Annotated in this window: 18 protein-coding genes; 16 read left to right on the top strand and 2 right to left on the bottom strand. The window is 38.1% G+C overall.

Annotation, left to right across the window (positions count from 1 at the left end):
- The first annotated feature begins 9 nt into the window (after positions 1-9).
- The 12 genes from ACPWSO_RS09050 (at position 10) to ACPWSO_RS08995 (ending at position 11768) form a co-directional block, all read left to right on the top strand.
- Positions 10-828 (top strand): purine-nucleoside phosphorylase, encoded by an 819-nt coding sequence (locus tag ACPWSO_RS09050; RefSeq protein WP_426082645.1) that lies wholly within the window; start codon positions 10-12, stop codon positions 826-828.
- Positions 829-887: 59 nt separating this feature from the next.
- Entirely contained in the window at positions 888-1595 is a 708-nt protein-coding gene (gene deoD / locus ACPWSO_RS09045; protein ID WP_426082644.1) for a purine-nucleoside phosphorylase, read from the top strand.
- Positions 1596-2399: 804 nt separating this feature from the next.
- Positions 2400-2558, top strand: coding sequence for a hypothetical protein (locus ACPWSO_RS09040; protein ID WP_426082643.1), 159 nt, complete (start codon positions 2400-2402; stop codon positions 2556-2558).
- 23 nt (positions 2559-2581) lie between these two features.
- A complete protein-coding gene (locus ACPWSO_RS09035) occupies positions 2582-3505 on the top strand; it encodes a polyprenyl synthetase family protein (protein ID WP_426082641.1) in 924 nt (307 codons plus the stop codon).
- The gene (locus ACPWSO_RS09030; protein ID WP_426082639.1) at positions 3495-5540 is read left to right on the top strand and encodes a sensor histidine kinase; all 2046 of its coding nucleotides are present in this window, start codon (positions 3495-3497) and stop codon (positions 5538-5540) included. The genes ACPWSO_RS09035 and ACPWSO_RS09030 overlap by 11 nt, the downstream gene beginning before the upstream one ends.
- Complete coding sequence (locus tag ACPWSO_RS09025) at positions 5521-6114, top strand: response regulator (protein WP_426082637.1); 594 nt, start codon at positions 5521-5523, stop codon at positions 6112-6114. Before ACPWSO_RS09030 ends, ACPWSO_RS09025 begins: the two co-directional genes overlap by 20 nt.
- 493 nt (positions 6115-6607) lie before the next feature.
- Positions 6608-7108, top strand: a complete 501-nt coding sequence (locus ACPWSO_RS09020) for a thioredoxin family protein (protein ID WP_426082635.1) — start codon at positions 6608-6610, stop codon at positions 7106-7108.
- 27 nt (positions 7109-7135) lie between these two features.
- Positions 7136-8035: an ATP-binding cassette domain-containing protein gene (locus tag ACPWSO_RS09015; RefSeq protein ID WP_426082633.1), complete on the top strand. Its 900-nt coding sequence runs from the start codon at positions 7136-7138 to the stop codon at positions 8033-8035.
- The gene (locus tag ACPWSO_RS09010) at positions 8019-8741 is read left to right on the top strand and encodes a hypothetical protein (protein ID WP_426082632.1); all 723 of its coding nucleotides are present in this window, start codon (positions 8019-8021) and stop codon (positions 8739-8741) included. The genes ACPWSO_RS09015 and ACPWSO_RS09010 overlap by 17 nt, the downstream gene beginning before the upstream one ends.
- A 16-nt stretch (positions 8742-8757) precedes the next feature.
- On the top strand, positions 8758-9303 hold the full coding sequence (locus ACPWSO_RS09005) for a hypothetical protein (RefSeq protein ID WP_426082630.1): 546 nt from the start codon (positions 8758-8760) through the stop codon (positions 9301-9303).
- 12 nt (positions 9304-9315) lie between these two features.
- Positions 9316-11370 (top strand): ATP-binding cassette domain-containing protein, encoded by a 2055-nt coding sequence (locus tag ACPWSO_RS09000; RefSeq protein ID WP_426082628.1) that lies wholly within the window; start codon positions 9316-9318, stop codon positions 11368-11370.
- On the top strand, positions 11367-11768 hold the full coding sequence (locus tag ACPWSO_RS08995) for a thioredoxin family protein (protein WP_426082626.1): 402 nt from the start codon (positions 11367-11369) through the stop codon (positions 11766-11768). Before ACPWSO_RS09000 ends, ACPWSO_RS08995 begins: the two co-directional genes overlap by 4 nt.
- 901 nt (positions 11769-12669) lie before the next feature.
- Here the strand turns inward: ACPWSO_RS08995 and ACPWSO_RS08990 are convergent.
- Positions 12670-13623 (bottom strand): ABC transporter substrate-binding protein, encoded by a 954-nt coding sequence (locus ACPWSO_RS08990; protein WP_426082624.1) that lies wholly within the window; start codon positions 13621-13623, stop codon positions 12670-12672.
- A 244-nt stretch (positions 13624-13867) separates the two neighbouring features.
- Between ACPWSO_RS08990 and ACPWSO_RS08985 the strand changes: the two genes are divergently transcribed.
- The 4 genes from ACPWSO_RS08985 to ACPWSO_RS08970 all read left to right on the top strand — a co-directional run bounded on the left by ACPWSO_RS08985 (position 13868) and on the right by ACPWSO_RS08970 (position 18266).
- On the top strand, positions 13868-14680 hold the full coding sequence (locus ACPWSO_RS08985) for an ABC transporter ATP-binding protein (protein WP_426082622.1): 813 nt from the start codon (positions 13868-13870) through the stop codon (positions 14678-14680).
- A complete protein-coding gene (locus tag ACPWSO_RS08980) occupies positions 14664-15674 on the top strand; it encodes a FecCD family ABC transporter permease (protein ID WP_426082621.1) in 1011 nt (336 codons plus the stop codon). Before ACPWSO_RS08985 ends, ACPWSO_RS08980 begins: the two co-directional genes overlap by 17 nt.
- Entirely contained in the window at positions 15671-16669 is a 999-nt protein-coding gene (locus ACPWSO_RS08975; protein WP_426082620.1) for a FecCD family ABC transporter permease, read from the top strand. Before ACPWSO_RS08980 ends, ACPWSO_RS08975 begins: the two co-directional genes overlap by 4 nt.
- A gap of 406 nt (positions 16670-17075) precedes the next feature.
- Entirely contained in the window at positions 17076-18266 is a 1191-nt protein-coding gene (locus tag ACPWSO_RS08970; RefSeq protein WP_426082619.1) for an iron-containing alcohol dehydrogenase, read from the top strand.
- Positions 18267-18455: 189 nt separating this feature from the next.
- On the opposite strand, the gene ACPWSO_RS08965 is transcribed toward ACPWSO_RS08970, so the two are convergent.
- Positions 18456-19175, bottom strand: a complete 720-nt coding sequence (locus ACPWSO_RS08965; protein ID WP_426082618.1) for a GntR family transcriptional regulator — start codon at positions 19173-19175, stop codon at positions 18456-18458.
- Positions 19176-19250 lie beyond the last annotated feature (75 nt).

Here is a 19250-nt window from a genome sequence, read left to right as displayed (position 1 = left end):
AGGAAAACAATGACAAAATTGAAAGAACAGCTGCAGGAAACAACTGATTTTTTGAGAGGAAAAGGACTTGAACAGGTAGACTTTGGTTTGATTTTGGGCTCTGGTCTTGGTGAACTGGCAGAGGAAATTGAAAATCCAGTAGCGATTTCCTTTTCTGAAGTACCGCATTTTTCTCTTTCTAAAGTCGTTGGTCATGCGGGTAAGCTAGTGTATGGTACACTAGCTGGGAAAAAAGTGCTGGCTATGCAGGGACGCTTCCATTACTATGAAGGTCATTCAATGCAGACAGTGACGTATCCAGTACGTATGATGGCAGCGTTAGGTATTCATTCGATTGTAGTAACCAATGCTGCAGGTGGAGTGAATGAAGCCTTTGAACCAGGTAATCTGATGCTGATTACTGATCATATCAATTTCACTGGAGACAATCCGTTAATTGGTGAGAATGAAGATGACATGGGACCACGTTTCCCGGATATGAGTCAGGCTTATACGAAAAATTATCAGGAGGCTGCAAAGGCAGCAGCTGCTGAACAAGGGATTGTTTTACAGGAAGGCGTGTATATGGGCTTTTCTGGTCCGACGTATGAAACACCTGCTGAAATACGCATGGCTCGGACGATGGGGGCTGATGCTGTGGGGATGTCCACTGTGGCAGAAGTAATTGTGGCTGCTCATAGCGGCTTGAAGGTTCTGGGAATCTCTTGTATTACTAATCTGGCTGCTGGGATGCAGAGCAGCCTAAACCATGAAGAAGTTGTGGAAACAACAGAGCGGGTGAAGGAGCAATTCAAGCAGCTGGTGAAAACTACATTGAAAAATATGTAGTACGATGAAACGTTTGTTATCTCTAACACTAATGAGAAGAAAATAAAGGAGCGAAGCAAATGAGTGTTCATATTGAAGCGAAACAAGGTGAAATAGCAGATAAAATTCTATTGCCGGGCGATCCGCTAAGGGCAAAATATATTGCAGAAACCTTTTTAGAGAATCCGGTTTGTTACAATCAGGTTCGGGGAATGCTGGGCTATACGGGAACCTATAAAGGAGAACGTGTTTCTGTACAGGGAACAGGTATGGGTATGCCTTCCGCAACGATTTACGCCCATGAATTAATCAATTCCTATGATGTGAAGAAATTGATTAGAGTAGGCACTTGCGGCGCGCTTTCTACAGATGTTCATGTTCGAGATTTAGTGATTGCTCAAGGCGCGGCAACTAGCTCTGCAATGATTGCTAAAAATTTCCAACAGTTTCATTTTCCACCAATCGGCAATTTTGACTTATTGCTTAAAGCCTATCAGCTTGCGACAGAAAAAGGATTTACTACCCATGTAGGAAATGTATTGTCTGAAGATACATTTTACAAGGATGATACAGCTGAAACAATGAAGTTGGCTGAATTAGGTGTACTGGGAGTGGAAATGGAAGCTGCAGCCTTGTATTATTTAGGGGCGAAATTTAACGTGCAGGCATTAGCAATCTGTACTGTAAGTGACCATATTATCACTGGTGAGGAAACAACGGCTGAAGAGAGACAGACAACATTTAATGAAATGATTGAAGTAGGTCTGGAAACAGCTATTAAGAGCTAATTTATAGTAATTAAACAAGTACGAAGCTTATAAGAATGAGGTAGAGCACCCGTTTTTGAATAAGATAAAGTGCGTACTGAAAGAGGCTGAAACAAATATCTATGGCGGTTCCCGCCACCAAACAGAATGAAAATAAAAAAAGAATCGACCTACAGGTCATTTCCTGTCATACTAAAACTGATAGGAGTGGCTTGTAGGTCGATTATTGATTGAGGTTTTTCTCCAAGTTGACCTTGAGGGACAAACTAGATCATTCTACTTAGTTGCACCGATCATTAGGTCATAGAACCTGCGTATAAAAATAAATTGTTTTTATAAGTAGAATAGCCTCTCCTGTACTTTTTTCAAGGAGGAATTCTTATGAAAGATGTACTTTGCTCGTGTTGTGCTGGATTAGACATCCATCAAAAAGTCGGGGGCAGCTTCTTTGTTTTTTAGTATTTAGTTTTCGTATAAAAGTCTCTTAGGTTTGATAAATTGTAAATAAAAACGAATAATACACTTTTTTGCATTGCTTGTCTTGCTTGAAATTTCCGAAAAAGCTGACTTTTGGCCACCGTTTATTCAGAATTAAAGTTTGGGACAAAAACTGATTTTTAGTTTTGTTCCCAGACTTTTTTCCTTTGTTTAGTCTTGTTTTTTTTGAAGAGAGATGTCATTATTAATAATGAGTGGTTTTTTATCATTTTTAGATACTATTGTTTACTTTTGGGAGATAAATTTTATTTTTGCATAAATTACTCATTTCAAATAACTTCTTTTCTCCTATGATGGACGTATCAAATATGTCAGGAGAATGTTGAAATGAAAAACTTATGGGAATTTATTCAAGAAATGAATGCAGTGAATAAAATGGAACGTGATTTACAGTTAGCAACAGAAATTACTAGTCTTGAGCTGGATGAGATACAACAGTTTTATACAGCAGATGTTACAGCTGAAACATACAGCAGTTCTTGGTAAATAATCCAATAGGAGTTGATTTTTTGAATGAGCAAGAGTCGTTAATAAAGTATCTACATACTGATTTTGAGCAATCACGTTTTTTTAAAGTGTATCCGACTAATTTTACTGTCTTTGTTCAGAAACAGCTGAATAGAATCTTTGAAAAAGATCAACACAGTTGGGGAAAAATTTACTTGTTAATACGAATGCTACATAAAAATGAATGTTCAGAAAAGGATATAGCAATTGGTTTTTATATTGAAGTACTGAATTTATGTTTTAGTCTATATGATGATTTGATGGATGGGGATAAGAACAACTCCTTTGATAAACAGTCTTACTACCAATTAACAAGACTGTTGCTGGAGTCTTTGGAACAACTTTCTTTTTTTGTGCCGAAAAAATCCGTAAGTAATCTTATTGAAAGATTGAATACAGCAATTGACGGTGAATGGTTTGATGTAGAGAATCAGCTAACAAATGAACTTTCTGAAAAAGATTACTTTGATGAAATGTTAACTAAAACAATTTCTGTGTATCAGTATATTTTTGAATTGGCAAGCGAGCAGGAGACAGCTTTTGGTGAACAGATAGCTGAGAAATTAGGAACATCCAGACAACTGATTAACGACACACTAGATTGTATCAATCCGAAAAAAAATGATTTGCGAGCAATGAAGCCAACGCTTCCCCTGATTATGGCAAATAAATATAGTCAAGAAAATGATGGTCAGCTGCTTGAGCAGCTAAAGATTTATTCGGTTAATGGAGGAGCGGACACCGCATTGGAAACTCAACTCCATCTTTACATTAAAAAGAGTGGTGCCCTTCAGTACTGCTTAATTGTTGCTTATAAAGCACATCAAGAAGCCTATAGAATGGTGAAGAACCGATTTAAAGATAAAGCCATGGAGACAGAGAGATTGTTTCAATATTTGGACTGGAGGAAAAAAAATGAGGAATAACATGAATCCAGTTCGATTTATTCCGATGGGGATTTTATTCTCTATTATTGTTTATTTTATAGAGCGAAATTATTATCTGACAGGAAAAACAAGCATCGATGATTTTCAGATGTTTAATTTTCAATTTATCATTGGTGTATTTTCGATGTTTTTAGGATGTCTTGTTTTATTAAAGTCTCAGACAACCAAAGTAACAAAGGCTTATTTTTGGCTTACTCTGTTAATGGGGGGGATTTTCCAGACCTTAAGCTCTACAGAGCCATTACTGATTTATCTGGAAAGAATTTTTGTAGCACTTTCGCCTGTTGTAATGTTCCATTTTTTTACCACATTTATCACCATTGATGAGCAGATAATCGTTAAGAGGCTGAGAACGGTTTTGCTGTTATTTTCCGGGTTTAGCCTGCTTATGTTTTTAACCAATTTTTATATTAATGAGATATACGTTATCGGTTTAGTATTGGCAGTTTCATTCAGTATTTACAGTTATTTCAAATTTAAAGGAAAGCAGCGTTATTTGCCGCAGCGATTCTCCAGATTATTGCTGAAGAGCGCAGTGCTTTCTTTTTTTCCGTATATTTTCAGTGTTGTGTTTGAAATGCCGAAATTTTCAAATAATCTTGCTGAATTTCTGATTTTGTTTTGTCCTATTTTTATTCTACCCACAACGATTGCCTATATTTTAATAAAAAATAACACATTGATTATTAGTACGAATTATACGCAGCTTCTAAAAAAGGTTTTGCTAATCGTCGTTTTACTGGCAACTAATAGTGTGGTGTTGTCTTTTCAGAGGGTTTCTCTTGAACAGCAGCTGCTTTTAAATAGTCTATTATTAATGATGTTATTTGTTTATCAATACGTTTCTGAGCTGTTTTCGATTCAAGAAATTGAGAAAATCGATAAAATGAATGAGAATCTTGAAGCAGAAAAACTAAAAATCTTTCATCAGATTACATATGAAGACTACTTTAGTTCACTTGGGGATTTAGTTACAGAATTAGTAAATCGAACCGTTGAAACGGACGGTCTGATGATTATCTGGAAGGATCAAATGGTCCACTTCATTTTGAAGCAGGAGGGATGTTTTAATGATTTCGTATTGAATAAGGAATGGATTAAGACCTTTCAGACGAGTGAAAATATTATTATCTGGCATAAAAATTCGTACCTCTTTTTTGAACTTTTCTATAACAATCAAATACAAGGATGGTTAGTACTAGGAAAGCAAAATCAGCGTTATCGGGCAAATGAAGTATCTTCACTAAAATTATTAAGTGAGACGGTTAGTGAACTGCTTGGGACTAGTGAATTGCTAAATCAAGTAACAAGTAAAGTTCAAAAGCTCCCTCAAATCAAATACGATCAATATATTCAATTTAAAATATTATACAGCAATGAACGAATTCAAAAAGACTTCACGTATTACCTGCATGATGATATCTTACAAAATCTGCTGGCTATAAAGAACATTGTGTCTACGATGGAAGATGGTGTAGTTAAAGACTTCATCATTGAGAATGTGGTAGAACTAAATACATCGATTCGGGAAAAAATGTTCGATATTTATCCATCTATGCTGGCTAATATGTCACTTCAGGAAAGCTTGGGGATTTATTGTGAAAAGCTGAGAAAAGATCAAAGCTTCAAAAATAAGAATATAAAAATAAAATATGTATATGAAGAAAGTATCTATGTGCCGAAAGAATATAAATTTACTGTTTTTAGAGCAGTTAAAGAGCTGATACAAAATGCTGTAAAGCATGCGAATGCGAATGAAATTGTGTTGGAAATCAGTCAATTGGCTGAAACAGTTAAAATTTGTATAACAGATGATGGTGTCGGTTTTAATGTGAAAGAAAAAATAGAAGAAAACTTCTATACAAATCATATTGGGCTGCTGTCAGTAAAGCAGGATATTAATGCCATCAAGGGGGATATACAGATTAGAAGCAAAGAAAAGAGTGGGACAGCGATTGAAATGATGATTCCAATTGGGGAAAGGAGTGGAGAAAATGAAAATTTTAATGATTGATGATCATGGCGGATATGCTAAAAGTCTGCAGTTTTATCTATCATTTAATCCAAAAATAGAAAAATTTTCTTATCATCTTAATGCAGACGGCTTATCAGAGACTCTTAGAAAAGAAAAACCGGACATCCTGCTTTTAGATATTCAGTTAAAAGGAGAGAATGGACTAAAGGTTGGTCAACGGGTACTAGCAGAATTTCCAGATCAGAAGATTATCTTTCATTCAGGTCATGATTTATTAGAATATCATAGCCAGGCGATTAATATGGGAGCAAAGGCTTTTATTGATAAGAATAGCGATCCCGAAAAGCTGTTTGATGTTATGAAGATAGTGATGGCGGGGAAAACTGTTTTTCCTAAATTCTATACAGATGTAGAACCGTTGACGGATCGCGAGAAAGAGATTCTTCAACTGACTGCCGATGGCTTGAAACAAAAAGAGATAGCAGAGACTCTATTTTTAAGTGTGCGAACAGTCGCCAATCATATTCAGTCAATCAATGAAAAATTTCATGTCAACTCCTCTATTTCAGCAGTAGTAAGAGGAATTGAGTTAGGGATTGTCGATAAATTTTAAATACTATGTGACAGTACAATAGACAGAATTAGCTTGAAAATAGCTGGTTCTGTCTTTTTTTGATTAAATTTTATGGTGAAAAGGATTGAAATACTGAGCAGTTATTCAAGGAAGAGAAGCTTAATTAGTAAGAGAGAAGTGATCCAAATCAAGATGGGAGCAAGAAGTAAGCAGATGTATTTCCTAGGATAAAGAAAGGGGACTTGTCTTTTCGTTTAGTTAATCACATAAGGATGAAAATAGTACTCAAGACTTTTTGGCTTGCTAAAACTTACCAAATAGAAACAGGAGAAGGTCTTTTATTGATGAATGTTCATCTAATTTGCTGGTTAGACAAACAAATAAATAAAAAGGGATTCGTTTGTTGAGAGAGCTTGCATTATTTACCTACGAAAGACTGCATAAACTACTCATACGAAAACATGAGAGGCTAACTATAATAAATGTATCAAGTAAACAAAGAATGGTAACGATAAAGATAGGAGAGAAAAACATGAAAATAAAAAATAGTAAACAGATATCATTGATTATCGGCTTGTTTTTAATGGTTATTGGAATTATCACTTATTCAGTAAATGGACAGCTTAAGAAAAGCCATGAGGAATTGTATCAAGCGAAAATAGATTACCCGGAGATTTATGACGTTATTGATTCATTAAGCTTTCATTCTTTTGAAACAGAGGTCAAGGCAGGTGAGCTGCTGGTTTATATTGGACGACCTGATTGTGGGGACTGCACGGATTTTGAACCGTCGTTTCTTTCAATGGTTGAGGAAAGAAACTTGGAACAGAAGATTGTTTATCTTAATGTTTCCAAGCTGAGAAAAGATGAGCAGCAATGGAAAGCGTTTAAAAAGACTTACGGTGTTATGTATACACCAACAATTGCACATTTTAAAGATGGACAATTAGTTAGTAAAGTTGAATGGACACCAGAAAAGGGCAGTGTTCTATCAGAATTTGAAGCATGGCTGGATGAATATGCATACAGCTAATGTTATTAAAATGTAGGAGGTATCATCATGAGTAACTTATTGTTGAAAACAACAGATTTAACTAAAAAATATAAGAATTTTACGGCGCTGGACCAGGTGAATATGTCGATTTATGAAGGAGATATTTATGGATTTATCGGAAAAAATGGAGCTGGCAAGACAACGTTAATTCGAACGATTACAGGGTTGGTTTTTCAAACATCAGGAGAATACAACTATTTAAAAAAAGAGATGACTGTTAGTGCAGTTATTGAAGCTCCGGCGGTCTATCCAGAGCTAAGTGCCTTTGAAAATTTAAAATATGCAGCCATTCAGAAAAATGTTAGAGAAGCGAATTGTGTCAATAAAACATTGGAATTTATTGGGTTAAGTACAACTGGTAACAAGAAAGTGCGGGACTTTTCGTTGGGAATGCGTCAAAGACTGAGCATCGGAATGGCAATTATAAATAATCCGGATTTACTAATATTGGATGAGCCGATTAACGGTTTGGATCCGGCAGGTATTATTGAAATGCGAAAGATGATTCATAGAATAAACAAAGAATTAAACACAACAATCTTAATTTCCAGCCATATTTTATCTGAGCTGGCAATGGTAGCGACTAGATATGGGATTATTCAGGATGGCCGATTGGTAAAAGAATTTTCCAGTGAGGAGCTGGCAGCTGAGCTTACGTGTAAATATATACTGGATGTATCAGATAAAGAAGCGGCTCTGCAGCTGATTGAAGAAAAAAATATAAATGTAGTTGGTGTGGAGAATAATAAAATCATTTTTCATACAGACAATGAGACACTAAATATTTTCTGTGAAAAACTATCCGATCATCAAATTAGTGTTTATCAGCTTCAGCATGTAAAAAAAGAATTAGAAGATGTATTTTTGGAAATTGTAGGAGGAGATTACCATGTATCAATTAATTAAGGCAGACCTGTATCACGCTTCAAAAAGCAAAACAATTTACATTGCCCTGCTTTGCGCACTGATAGTTACCTTATTTTCTACTTTAACAACAACAATCGATGAGCGAATGATGAGTATTCGGAGTCTGATGGTTAATGGAACAGTGCTTTTGCCAATGCTGTTTATTCCAATTTATATGCTGGTATGGCAAAAGGATTTTGTCTGCAGGACAGTCAACTCAGCTCTTATCTCCGGTGTTTCAAGAGAAAAATATTACTTTAGTAAGATGGTGACGACATATCTGCTGGGTACGTTGCTCATTACTATATACAATATATCGGCAGTCATATTTAGTTTTAAATTTCAAGGCAGTATTCAATTTATAGAAATTCTTGGAATCTTGGGACTACAAACTATTCTATATCTTGTTGTTTTATCAATCGGCTTGTTTTTATATAGCTTGGAGAATTCCGCAGCGCTTTCAACAGCGGTCTATGTCTTAATTATCTTGTTAGGCGAGAATGTTGTAAATATTTTTTTAGAGCAACTAGGTGTCGACATGCAGAATTTATCACAGTACTTTCTATTTAAGAATCTAGCAGCTGTTGCTCAGCTGAGTGAGCTAAGCCAGGATCATCTGGTAAAAGTGCTTGTAGGAGCGCTGCTACTTCTAATTGCTGCTATTACCTGTACGATTTCGATACTTCAAAGGAAAGAACTAAAATAAGAAGGAGGCTACTAAAATGAAAAAGAAACTATTATTACTGATAATCTGTACTACTGTTTTGGGCGTATTCATTTTCAATTATGTTAGTGAAGAGAAAACATCTGTAAATAAACAATGGGAACTGACCTCGGAGCAGGTCAAAAATATAACGTTAAAAGGAATTAGTCAGGATATTGACATTTATCTAGAAAAGAGTTCGGTTAATCAGCTGTCTATTGAAGGTCAAATGCCGGTTTCGTTTGCAGAAAAATTGGATAAGCTGAACCCGGATGAACAGGAAATGTGTCTTGATTTTTCTACAGCAATCGGCTTGAGCGTAGCGAAATTAAATGGAGATAGATTGAGAATGACGATACAGGTGACTGATGAGAAAAACTTGGAACAATTATTGATTCAGATGAACAAAGGGAATGTAAAGATGGAGGTACCTGAAATTTTTGCTAAGGCTTACAAGCTAAGCACCAATCAGGGAAAAGTTAATCAGCCTGGTCAGCAGAAGAACACTCAGGGGCTAATTAAAGTCGAACTTGGTTTTGGCGACATAACCGTAAGTGAGATTTAGGAGGGGTGTCTAATGTATGCACACACGATGCAGAATATGTCTAATGACTGCGGCTTAGCAGCGTTGGAAACCATATTCAAACAATTAAAAGTAAAAAATGTGGAGTTAACATTAAGTGAGTCTTTGGATTCAAATGAGCAGGGTTTATCTCTGCTCCAACTTCAGGAAATCATGAAAAGCAATGGTGTCTACAGTGAAGCGTATCAAGTCACAGATTTTCATGAGCTAAGCAGTCAAAAATTTCCTATCGTCTGCATGATTAAACGAGAGGGGTTACCGCATTATGTTGCTGTACATCAGATTAGTCAGCAGCAGATAACTTATTCCGATCCAGCTGAACCACAATTGATTACAAAGGATGTAGCAGCATTTATCGAAACATTTATGGGATATGCTATTTGTATTGAAGATGTAAAAAAGAAGACAAATCAAGTTAAGAAAAACAAGAGTCAGCTATATAAACAGATTATTCGAAAGCTGCCTTTTTCTTCAAAAGTTGAAATAGGTATACTGACTTTTATGAAATACCTCATTCCATTAAGTCTGACGGCATTTATGCAGTACGTGATGATTTATCAGATGGAAAATATAACAATGTCTTACTTTGGTATGATTGCGCTATTCTTTACGACTCTAATGCTTATCTACTATCAAATTAGTCAAAAGGATATTCAAATAAAGACTAAACTGGAAAATCAGTTTCAGCAGAAGGTTCTGATGGACTATTATGAGAAACAAACGAAAAATGTTACTGAAAAAAGAAATATGGACAATATCATGGGACACTTTTGGAATTTATTAATCTCTGTTACAGGTATTTTGAATAAGCTGTATTTAAAATTTGATTTAGCTTTTGTTCTAGTACTGTGTCTGCTTATTTTCAAAGTTGATATTCTATTGGGATGTACAGTTGTGGCCTGGCTGGCAGCCTTCACAGTTCTGGTTAGTAGAAGGGCAAAAAAAATCCAGAATTTTGAAAAAGGGGTAGTTTCAGGCTCGAACGCATTATCTTCAGCAATTGAAGAGCAGCTGCGTTTGTCGCTGGATGTACATTTATTCTCCAAGGAAGAAGAAGCCAGTGAAAAAGTTCAGGCTCGAATGAGTGATTACTTTAATAAGAAACTGATTAGTAACGAGCTGTCTACAGCGATTGATTCAATCTTTGAATTTATCAGTACTTGTATCACCTTGAGTATTTTTGGTCTGTTGATTTATGCTTATACATTTAATAAAAATCAATCAATTACAATGTTGTTTCTCAGTGTTTTTATTATCACACTGGTCCTTTCCAGATTGAGACCGATTGTTCAAACCTGGTTAAGAATCCAAAAAAGTGAACAGGCTGTAACATACATTCAAAGTAGCCTGGATATACGTGACAGTCAAGAGGAAAGTGATCTAACTGATATTGGGAGTAAAACGATAGAGCAACTTAGTCTGGAGAAACTTTCATTCTCTTATAACGAAGATGGCAAATGTTTATCAGGAATGAATATAGATTTTGAAAAAGGAAAAATAACGGGGATTGCTGGTAAAAACGGCTCAGGGAAAAGTACCTTAATGAAAATTATTCTAGGGGTTCTGAGCCCAGATAGCGGAGTAATTCGAATCAATGATAAACGCTTTTCCTCTTTACACGGGACGAATATCAATGAGGCAGTGAACGCCTATTTTCCAGAGATGGGAACCTTCCAAAATACAGTTGGAGGCAATATAAAATTTGGACTTAATAGTACCCAGACTCCGAAGAATCAACGAATTGATTATTTAAAAGAGTGCATGGGATTAGAGCTGCCTGATGATTATGTAATCTATTCCCAAGGCGGAAATCTTTCTCAAGGGCAGCTTCAGAAAATTCTTCTTTTAAGAACTTTATATGAGGAGAAATCAGTTTATATGTTTGATGAGCCTACAACAAATCTAGATCAAAAATCAGTAGATGCATTTATACAGGTTTTAAAAGGATTGGCGAATACGAACGATAAAATCATCATTTTAATTACTCATGACACGTATCTATTGGAACAATGTGATCAGATTATAGAGATTAGTGAGGGGATGAAATGATGAAAAGAGTAAAACTATTGCTGATAACGCTGCTATTGCTAATCTCAGGAGGCTTTTGCCTAGCTCGCTTGACTGTTGCTGATAAGAATCAAGAGTTTGAAGAAATTAGTGTTGAGGAGGTAAAGAACAGAATAGCAGACGAAAAAGAAATGGTCGTTTATTTTGGTAAAAATTCTTGTGAAGCTTGTAGAGTGTTTACACCAATTTTATCGGAAGCAGCGAAAAAAAGCAGTAAGACAATTTTGTTTCTTGATGGTGACAATTTGGAAACAAAAGAGTTTAGCGAAAAATACAATATTTCCGGAACGCCAACGTTAATAATAATAAAAAACGGTAAGGTACTTAGATATGAAGGAGTGATGGATTTGGCGGAAACACTTAGCGTACTAGAAATATAATACTGAATTTGGAAATAGAAAGGAGGAGGGCACATGACAAAATTAACGAAGACAGAGCAACGCAGCGTAAAAGCAGGCTGGGTATGTGTATTATGGGGAGCGGTTTGCTGGGGCTAATCCGCCAATAAAAAACTAGGAAAGGAGAGAATAATCATGACAAAATTAACAAAGACAGAACAACGCAGCGTAAACGCAGGCTGGGTATGTGTATTATGGGGAGCGGTTTGCTGGGGCTAATCCGCCAATAAAAAACTAGGAAAGGAGAGAATAATCATGACAAAATTAACAAAGACAGAACAACGCAGCGTAAAAGCAGGCTGGGTATGTGTATTATGGGGAGCGGTTTGCTGGGGCTAATCCGCCAATAGAAGACTAGGAAAGGAGAGAATAACCATGACAAAATTAACAAAGACAGAACAACGCAGCGTAAAAGCAGGCTGGGTATGTGTATTATGGGGAGCGGTTTGCTGGGGCTAATCCGCCAATAAAAGACTAGGAAAGGAGAGAATAACCATGACAAAATTAACGAAGACAAAGCAACGCAGCGTAAAAGCAGGTTGGGTATGTGTATTATGGGGAGCGGTTTGCTGGGGCTAATCCGCCAATAAAAGACTAGGAAAGGAGAGAATAACCATGACAAAATTAACGAAGACAGAACAACGCAGCGTAAAAGCAGGCTGGGTATGTGTATTATGGGGAGCGGTTTGCTGGGGCTAATCCGCCAATAAAAAACTAGGAAAGGAGAGAATAATCATGACAAAATTAACGAAGACAAAGCAACGCAGCGTAAAAGCAGGTTGGGTATGTGTATTATGGGGAGCGGTTTGCTGGGGCTAATATAAACTAAAAGATACCTTGAAAAGCAATGAGAGGCTGCTTTTCAAGGTATCTTTTTATTTTTTTACTTAATAAGTGAGGCTTTTAAATCTTTGATAATGTTTGTGTTGGCAATTGGTCCATTATAGAGCCAGCTGGAATCGCCGCCGAAGCTGTAAACTTTATCATTTTTCACAGCCTTCAGGTTTTTCCAGACATTCTCTTGGAAGAACGGATCGGATTCATCGCTATTGATTAAGAAGATATTGTCTGCATCCAGTTCGGCCATCTTTTCAAGAGAAACAGCACTCCAATCAGCCGTTGCTGTTTCAGAAATCTCAGCAACCAAATTAGGGATTTTTAGACCTAAATCTCCGTAAAGTACAGCGCCGCTTGAACGAGTTTCGCTAACCATAAAGGCTTGATTATTGGTAATCCAAAGAACGGCGGCTGACTGATCAGCTGCATTGTCTGCAAGCTCAGCTTTTGTTTTATCAGCTAATGTATCATAGTCTGCTAGAATTTCTTTTGCTTGATCTTCCTTGTTTAGAACAGACGCAACATCAGTTAGCTGATCTCGCCAGGTAACACCGTCGCCGTTTTTCACTACATATGTAGGAGCGATTTTGCTGTATTCAGCATATTTTCCACCTTCAACCGTCGCTGATGAGCTAACCAGCAGTAAATCAGGTTCATATTTAAGAACTTCCTCATAAGGCAAATCGTAAGAGATTGTCGGAATCCCTTCTAATTTATCCTGTAGATAGTCTTGAATACTCGCATTATTTACAGTCCATTGAGCGATGGGAGTCTCGTCTAAAGCGACTAAGTAATCTTCCAGATAACTGCCGATGATTTTCTTTGGATTAGCAGGAATAGTCACTTCATTTCCTAAAGCATCTTTCATGACCCGTTCTTCCGCAGTACTGTCTTTAGCAGAGGAGCTGTCTGTTTTATTATTAGAGCCGCAAGCAGCTAGTAAGCTTCCGCCAATTAATAGAGACAGTCCGAACGCCGTATATTTATTAAACAATTTCATTTGATTCTCTCCCTTAAGTATAATTAAATGATAACGATTCTCATTATCATTTATATTGAGAGATTTGTCAATTGTTATTTCTAATTGACAAATAAATTCTCTTTGTTGTGTGCTGAAAGAATAAAGGTCATTGCATTTTATAGAAGAGTTTTCTATAATGAAGTACAGTTCGTTGAGAATCATTCTCATCGAAAAGATAAAAAGAATCGTTGTATATATAACTTCAGTACGAGGAAGGAATTTCATGAATATACTAAAAACGACCGATTTGGCGACAGCCTATGGCAAAGAGGTTATTAGCGAAAAGCTAAACTGTACATTTGAACAGGGAACCATAACCAGTGTCATTGGACCTAACGGCTGCGGCAAGTCAACGCTGCTTAAAACACTGGCGCGCATTATGCCGGAAGCTAAAGGACAGGTTTGGCTGGAAGAGCGTAAGCTAAGCGAGTTCTCATCAAAAGAAGTTGCCCGAAAGCTGGCAATCTTATCTCAAAGTCCGGAAAATAGCGTAGATTTGTCGGTATTTGATTTGGTTTCTTTTGGACGCTATCCGTATCAGTCTGGTTGGAAAAACCTGAATAGTCACGATCAAGAGCTTATTCAGTGGGCGTTGGAGTTGACAGGGCTAACTGAACTGGCTAGAGAGTCAGTGGCGATATTATCTGGAGGACAACGGCAGCGGGTATGGATAGCCATGGCTCTAGTGCAGGATACAGAGATTTTGCTTTTAGATGAGCCAACCACTTATCTTGACCCGGCACATCAGCTGGAAATTTTAAACGTGTTGAAAATGATTAATCAGGAATACAATAAAACGATTGTCATGACCATTCATGATATTAATTTGGCCTCCCGTTTTTCAGATCGAATCATTGCTATGAAGGACGGAAATATAGTAAAAGACGGAACACCCAATGAGGTTGTCACAGAAGCGTTGTTAATGCAGGTATTTGCTATTGAAGCAGAAATTATCTGTCACGGAAAAACAAGGCGGCCTCTGGTTCTATCTTATGAAATGGCGGAAAAGGAGAAGGCTGATGAACTGGAAAGCTAAGCTTCAACAGCGGCAAATCAGCTGCTTTCTGCTCTTTTTTCTTTTGCTGCTGGCAGCAGTTGTTGTCTCTGTTCTGTATGGTGCGGTTCAAGTCCCTTTTAGCACATTGATTGAAGCATTTACTGATTTCGATAAGGAAAATCAGCTGCATCAGGTAGTCTTGTCGATACGCCTTCCTAGAGTGCTTGGAGCAGTTTTGGTAGGAACGAGTCTGGCTATCACTGGGGCTCTTGCTCAAGGGATTACTCAAAACCCGTTGGCAGATTCTGGTTTGTTGGGGATTAACGCTGGTGCTTCATTGGGTCTAGCCTTAGTCTTTGCTTTTTTACCAGCTGCAGGCTACTGGCAGATTTTATTTGTTTCTTTTTTGGGGGCGGGGCTGAGCGTCCTAATCATTTATTTTATATCCAGTCGCTCAAAGCAAGGAGCCACACCTATCCGATTAACCTTAGCAGGTGCCGGAATCAGTGCGTTGTTTATTTCTCTTAGCCAGTTTATTGCACTGCAGTTTAATTTAAGCCAAGATATTACGTTCTGGTCTTTGGGCGGAATCAGCGCTATCTCCTGGCAGCAGCTGAAGCTTGTAGCCCCTATATTTATTGCATCAGTAGCTGCCTCCTTCTTTTTCAGTTCGTCAGTTACTATTCTGCGTTTTGGTGATGACACTGCAATTAGCTTAGGAAAAAATCCTCGGGTGATTCGATTGGCGGTCAGCGCACTCATTCTGCTGTTATCTGGTTTAGCCGTGGCGATTGCTGGATCAGTCAGCTTTGTCGGTTTGATTGTTCCACATATGATGCGCTTTTTTGCTGGTGAAAACTACCGCAAACTACTGCCGTTTTCAGCTGTCGGCGGGGCTTTTCTGGTAGTGTTGGCCGATTTTATCGCCCGTATGATCAATCCGCCGTTTGAAACACCCTTTGGTGCTGTTGTGGCAGTCATTGGGATTCCATTCTTTATCTATTTATTCCGTAAGGGAGGGAATCTAGGGTGAGTAAAGGAAAATTACTCGGCATCTATAGTTTACTTGTTTTATTGTTGTTAGCAATCACCTTGTTCAGTCTGACAAATGGTCAGCTGGCGATTTCTTTCGAGGATTTTTTACAAGTAGTTTTTGGTTCTGGCAGCAAAGTGCAGCGGCTATTAATCATTGATTTTCGGTTGCCTCGGATTATTATCGCTGTACTAGCTGGAGGCGCTCTGGGTTTAAGTGGAACTATTCTTCAAAGTGTCACGCAAAACCCACTGGCTGATTCAGGTATTCTAGGAATTAATGCAGGTGCAGGCTTTGCAGTGCTGTTGTTTATCAGCTTTTTCGAAGCAACGACAGCTACCGTATTTCTATTGCCTTTTGTAGCTTTATTGGGTGCACTAGCGACAGCTGGAAGTATTCTTTTGATTGCCTACGACCGCCGCAAAGGATTAACACCCGTTCGAATGGTTTTAACTGGAGTGGTATTAAGTACAGGAATTGCCGCTTTGACGATTCTGCTGACAACAAAGCTGGATGCTGAAAATTATCGCTTTGTCACAATGTGGCAGGCAGGTACTATCTGGGGCAGTAATTGGTCCTTTGCTGGTGCCCTGCTGCCGTGGCTGGTACTGGTTTTTGTGATTGCATTAAGAAAGCATCGAGTTTATGACATTCTGCAATTAGGTGATGAAACAGCCATTTCAGTTGGAATGGAGGCGGGAAAAGAGCGGCTATTCTCGTTGATTTTAGCTGTTTCCGGAGCTGCAGCAGCTATTTCTGTAACTGGTGGAATCAGCTTTCTAGGCTTAATTGCCCCGCACATTGTCAGAAAGCTAGGAGCCGCCAAGCATAAGGATATTTTACCGCTGTCTTTATTAACTGGAAGTGTTCTTCTGCTGCTTAGTGATACGATTGGACGTACAATTCAGGAAAAAGGTGAAATTCCTGCTGGTGTTATTGTGGCCATCATTGGTGCACCTTATTTTCTCTATCTACTGCTGCGGAGTGATAAGTAAGGATAAGATGGAAGAAGAGAACCTAGCTGCTTTTTGCGGATAATGCGCTTTTGTTCTAGCGATTTTTCAAAACTGGTTCCTATAGTATTGATGACTCTGTCCTAATTGCTTCTAAGAATTTGGTTGCTGGAATAAAAACATCTGGTATGAAGGATTAACTAGATGCAAAAGAGAAAGGGATAGAGGTATTTGTTTCCGAAGGGAGAGCTCTACGCCCGCTGTTTATCTAGATTACATGTGAGTGGGATATGACTAAGTTATGTCTCATTCCCTTTTGCATTTACCATTGATAACTTTTTAGGCAATTATCAAAGAGCGCGGTTACTGGAATCCGCTGCTGGCAGAAGTATATGAAAAGGTATATGATGGTAGGTGAGATAAAATTATAATTGAAGCAGGTGAAAGAATGGAAAATTTTCGTTTTTATGTACCAACGGATGTGCGTTTTGGAAAAGACCGTTTGAAGGATGAATTAGCAGATGTTCTAAACCTCTATGGAAAAACAGTGCTGCTGGCATATGGCGGTGGTAGTATTAAAAAGAATGGGTTATATGATCAGGTTTTATCATTAATGAAAGACAATCAGAATAAGGTTGTTGAATTAAGCGGGATTGAACCAAATCCACGAGTAGAAACCGTTGATAGAGGTATTGCTTTATGTCGAGAACATCAGGTAGATGTGATTTTGGCAGTAGGCGGCGGCTCAACTATTGATTGTACGAAGGTAATTGCAGCGGGCTTCTACGCAGAAGAGCCAGCTTGGGAGCTTGTTTCGAAGCGTAAAGGCTTTAATGGACCTGCGCTTCCGCTTGTAACTGTTTTAACACTTGCGGCAACTGGTAGTGAGATGAATGGCGGCGCTGTGATCACTAATCTTGCTACCAATCAGAAGCTGGGTGTGGGCGGTCCATCAGTACTTCCAAAGGTTTCGTTTTTAGATCCGCAGAATACTTATACGGTTCCTGCTTATCAGACAGCAGCGGGGTCAGCGGATATTTTGAGTCATTTGTTTGAAAACTACTTTAAGAAAACGGTAGGAGCAGATGTTCAGGATTCAGTATCAGAAGGACTGATGCGGACAGTAATCAAAAATTGTCCAACAGCATTGAAGACTCCGGATGACTATGACGCTCGTGCAAATCTGATGTGGGCAAGTAGTCTGGCGCTTAACGGACTCACTGGCAACGGTAAATCCGGTGCTTGGTCTTGTCACCCTATGGAACATGAATTAAGCGCTTTTTATGATATTACTCATGGGATTGGGCTAGCTATTTTGACTCCCCGCTGGATGAAGTATGTGTTGTCAGAAGAGACTGTGAGCAAATTTAGTCAGTTCGCTGAAAATGTCTGGGGGATTAAGGAACAGGACGAATTTGTAGCAGCGAAGAAAGGGATTCAGGCAGTCTACGATTTCTTTAAAGCCTGTGGTATTCCAATGACTTTGCCGGAAGTTGGCATAAATGAGGAAAAACTGTCTCTGATGGCGGAACAAGCTGTGAAGCATAGTACGATTGAAACAGATGCCTACATGCCGCTTTCTAAAGAGGATGTAGTAAAAATCTATCAGGACTGTATGACAGAATCAAGTTATTACTAAAAAGATCGAGAAAAAAGTGGGAACCATAGTTGGCTCCCGCTTTTTTCTACTTCAAAACCTAAAAACCTAATAAAGCGTGGTCCAAGGTAATTCTCTAAGAAATGAGTCGAAGAATCTCAAAGATACGAAGGAGCTGTTTAAGGACGAAGCGGCTTCTTTCCCACAGCGAATCACGCTTGCGGCAACTATTTAAATTCCTTTGACATCCAGCACAGAATATCCACGCTGATCATACCGGTTTCGGCTGCGGGAATATTCAATCGGCTGACCATTTTTCAAATAAACCACCTGTTCTACTTCTAAAACGGGATCGTCAACAGCACAGTCTAAATATTTTTGATCATATTCGCTGCTTTTAGCTGCCTGAATCGTTCGGAAGGCACCGGCAAATTGAATACCTAATTCCTTTTTTAAATAATCATAAATAGAATGTAGGAGAATCTCGTTTGTCAGGCCGGGAGCTAGATGCACCGGCATGTAGGTATACTCCATGACGTAAGGTTTTTTTTCCAGCAATCTTAGGCGGATAATCTTATAAACCGGCTGTTCCGGCTGAATAATCAACCGTTCCTGTACTTCTTCACTGGGGAATTCGACTTCAAATAGAATTACCTGGCTGGATAGCTCCCTGTTCGCTGCTTCCATTTGGACACTGAGTCCTTGATACTCATTTGCAGGCGAGGTATCCTTATCCCAAAATGAGTGATTCAAGATGCGGGTACCAGCTCCACGCTGAGAGTAAACTAAGCCTTCCATCGCTAAAATATTAATTGCTTTTTTTATCGTCATTCGGCTAACATCAAACTCTTTGACCAAATCTGTTTGATTAGGCAAAAGAGAATCGGGAGTGTAGGTTTTATTTTTAATTCGTTTTCTAAGAATATTGGCTATTTCTTCATATTTTGGCATCTATGCTCACCTCATTTTGAGTATAACGAACTCTCAGGTTTTCTACAACGCTAATTTTTCTGCTAAAAGAAAAAA

The organism is Enterococcus sp. LJL51 (assembly GCF_049894025.1).
Lineage (GTDB): Bacteria > Bacillota > Bacilli > Lactobacillales > Enterococcaceae > Enterococcus_L.
This window is presented reverse-complemented; position numbering and strand designations above follow the sequence as displayed.

What these genes read in the sequence shown, in the direction of transcription:
- ACPWSO_RS09020 (WP_426082635.1), top strand. Translation starts at nt 6,608, where the DNA reads ATGAAAATAAAAAATAGTAAACAGATATCATTGATTATCGGCTTGTTT.
- deoD (WP_426082644.1), top strand. Translation starts at nt 888, where the DNA reads ATGAGTGTTCATATTGAAGCGAAACAAGGTGAAATAGCAGATAAAATT.
- ACPWSO_RS08980 (WP_426082621.1), top strand. Translation starts at nt 14,664, where the DNA reads ATGAACTGGAAAGCTAAGCTTCAACAGCGGCAAATCAGCTGCTTTCTG.
- ACPWSO_RS09025 (WP_426082637.1), top strand. Translation starts at nt 5,521, where the DNA reads ATGAAAATTTTAATGATTGATGATCATGGCGGATATGCTAAAAGTCTG.
- ACPWSO_RS08995 (WP_426082626.1), top strand. Translation starts at nt 11,367, where the DNA reads ATGATGAAAAGAGTAAAACTATTGCTGATAACGCTGCTATTGCTAATC.
- ACPWSO_RS09000 (WP_426082628.1), top strand. Translation starts at nt 9,316, where the DNA reads ATGTATGCACACACGATGCAGAATATGTCTAATGACTGCGGCTTAGCA.
- ACPWSO_RS09005 (WP_426082630.1), top strand. Translation starts at nt 8,758, where the DNA reads ATGAAAAAGAAACTATTATTACTGATAATCTGTACTACTGTTTTGGGC.
- ACPWSO_RS08970 (WP_426082619.1), top strand. Translation starts at nt 17,076, where the DNA reads ATGGAAAATTTTCGTTTTTATGTACCAACGGATGTGCGTTTTGGAAAA.
- ACPWSO_RS09010 (WP_426082632.1), top strand. Translation starts at nt 8,019, where the DNA reads ATGTATCAATTAATTAAGGCAGACCTGTATCACGCTTCAAAAAGCAAA.
- ACPWSO_RS09015 (WP_426082633.1), top strand. Translation starts at nt 7,136, where the DNA reads ATGAGTAACTTATTGTTGAAAACAACAGATTTAACTAAAAAATATAAG.
- ACPWSO_RS09040 (WP_426082643.1), top strand. Translation starts at nt 2,400, where the DNA reads ATGAAAAACTTATGGGAATTTATTCAAGAAATGAATGCAGTGAATAAA.
- ACPWSO_RS08985 (WP_426082622.1), top strand. Translation starts at nt 13,868, where the DNA reads ATGAATATACTAAAAACGACCGATTTGGCGACAGCCTATGGCAAAGAG.
- ACPWSO_RS08990 (WP_426082624.1), bottom strand. Translation starts at nt 13,623, where the DNA reads ATGAAATTGTTTAATAAATATACGGCGTTCGGACTGTCTCTATTAATT.
- ACPWSO_RS08965 (WP_426082618.1), bottom strand. Translation starts at nt 19,175, where the DNA reads ATGCCAAAATATGAAGAAATAGCCAATATTCTTAGAAAACGAATTAAA.
- ACPWSO_RS09030 (WP_426082639.1), top strand. Translation starts at nt 3,495, where the DNA reads ATGAGGAATAACATGAATCCAGTTCGATTTATTCCGATGGGGATTTTA.
- ACPWSO_RS09050 (WP_426082645.1), top strand. Translation starts at nt 10, where the DNA reads ATGACAAAATTGAAAGAACAGCTGCAGGAAACAACTGATTTTTTGAGA.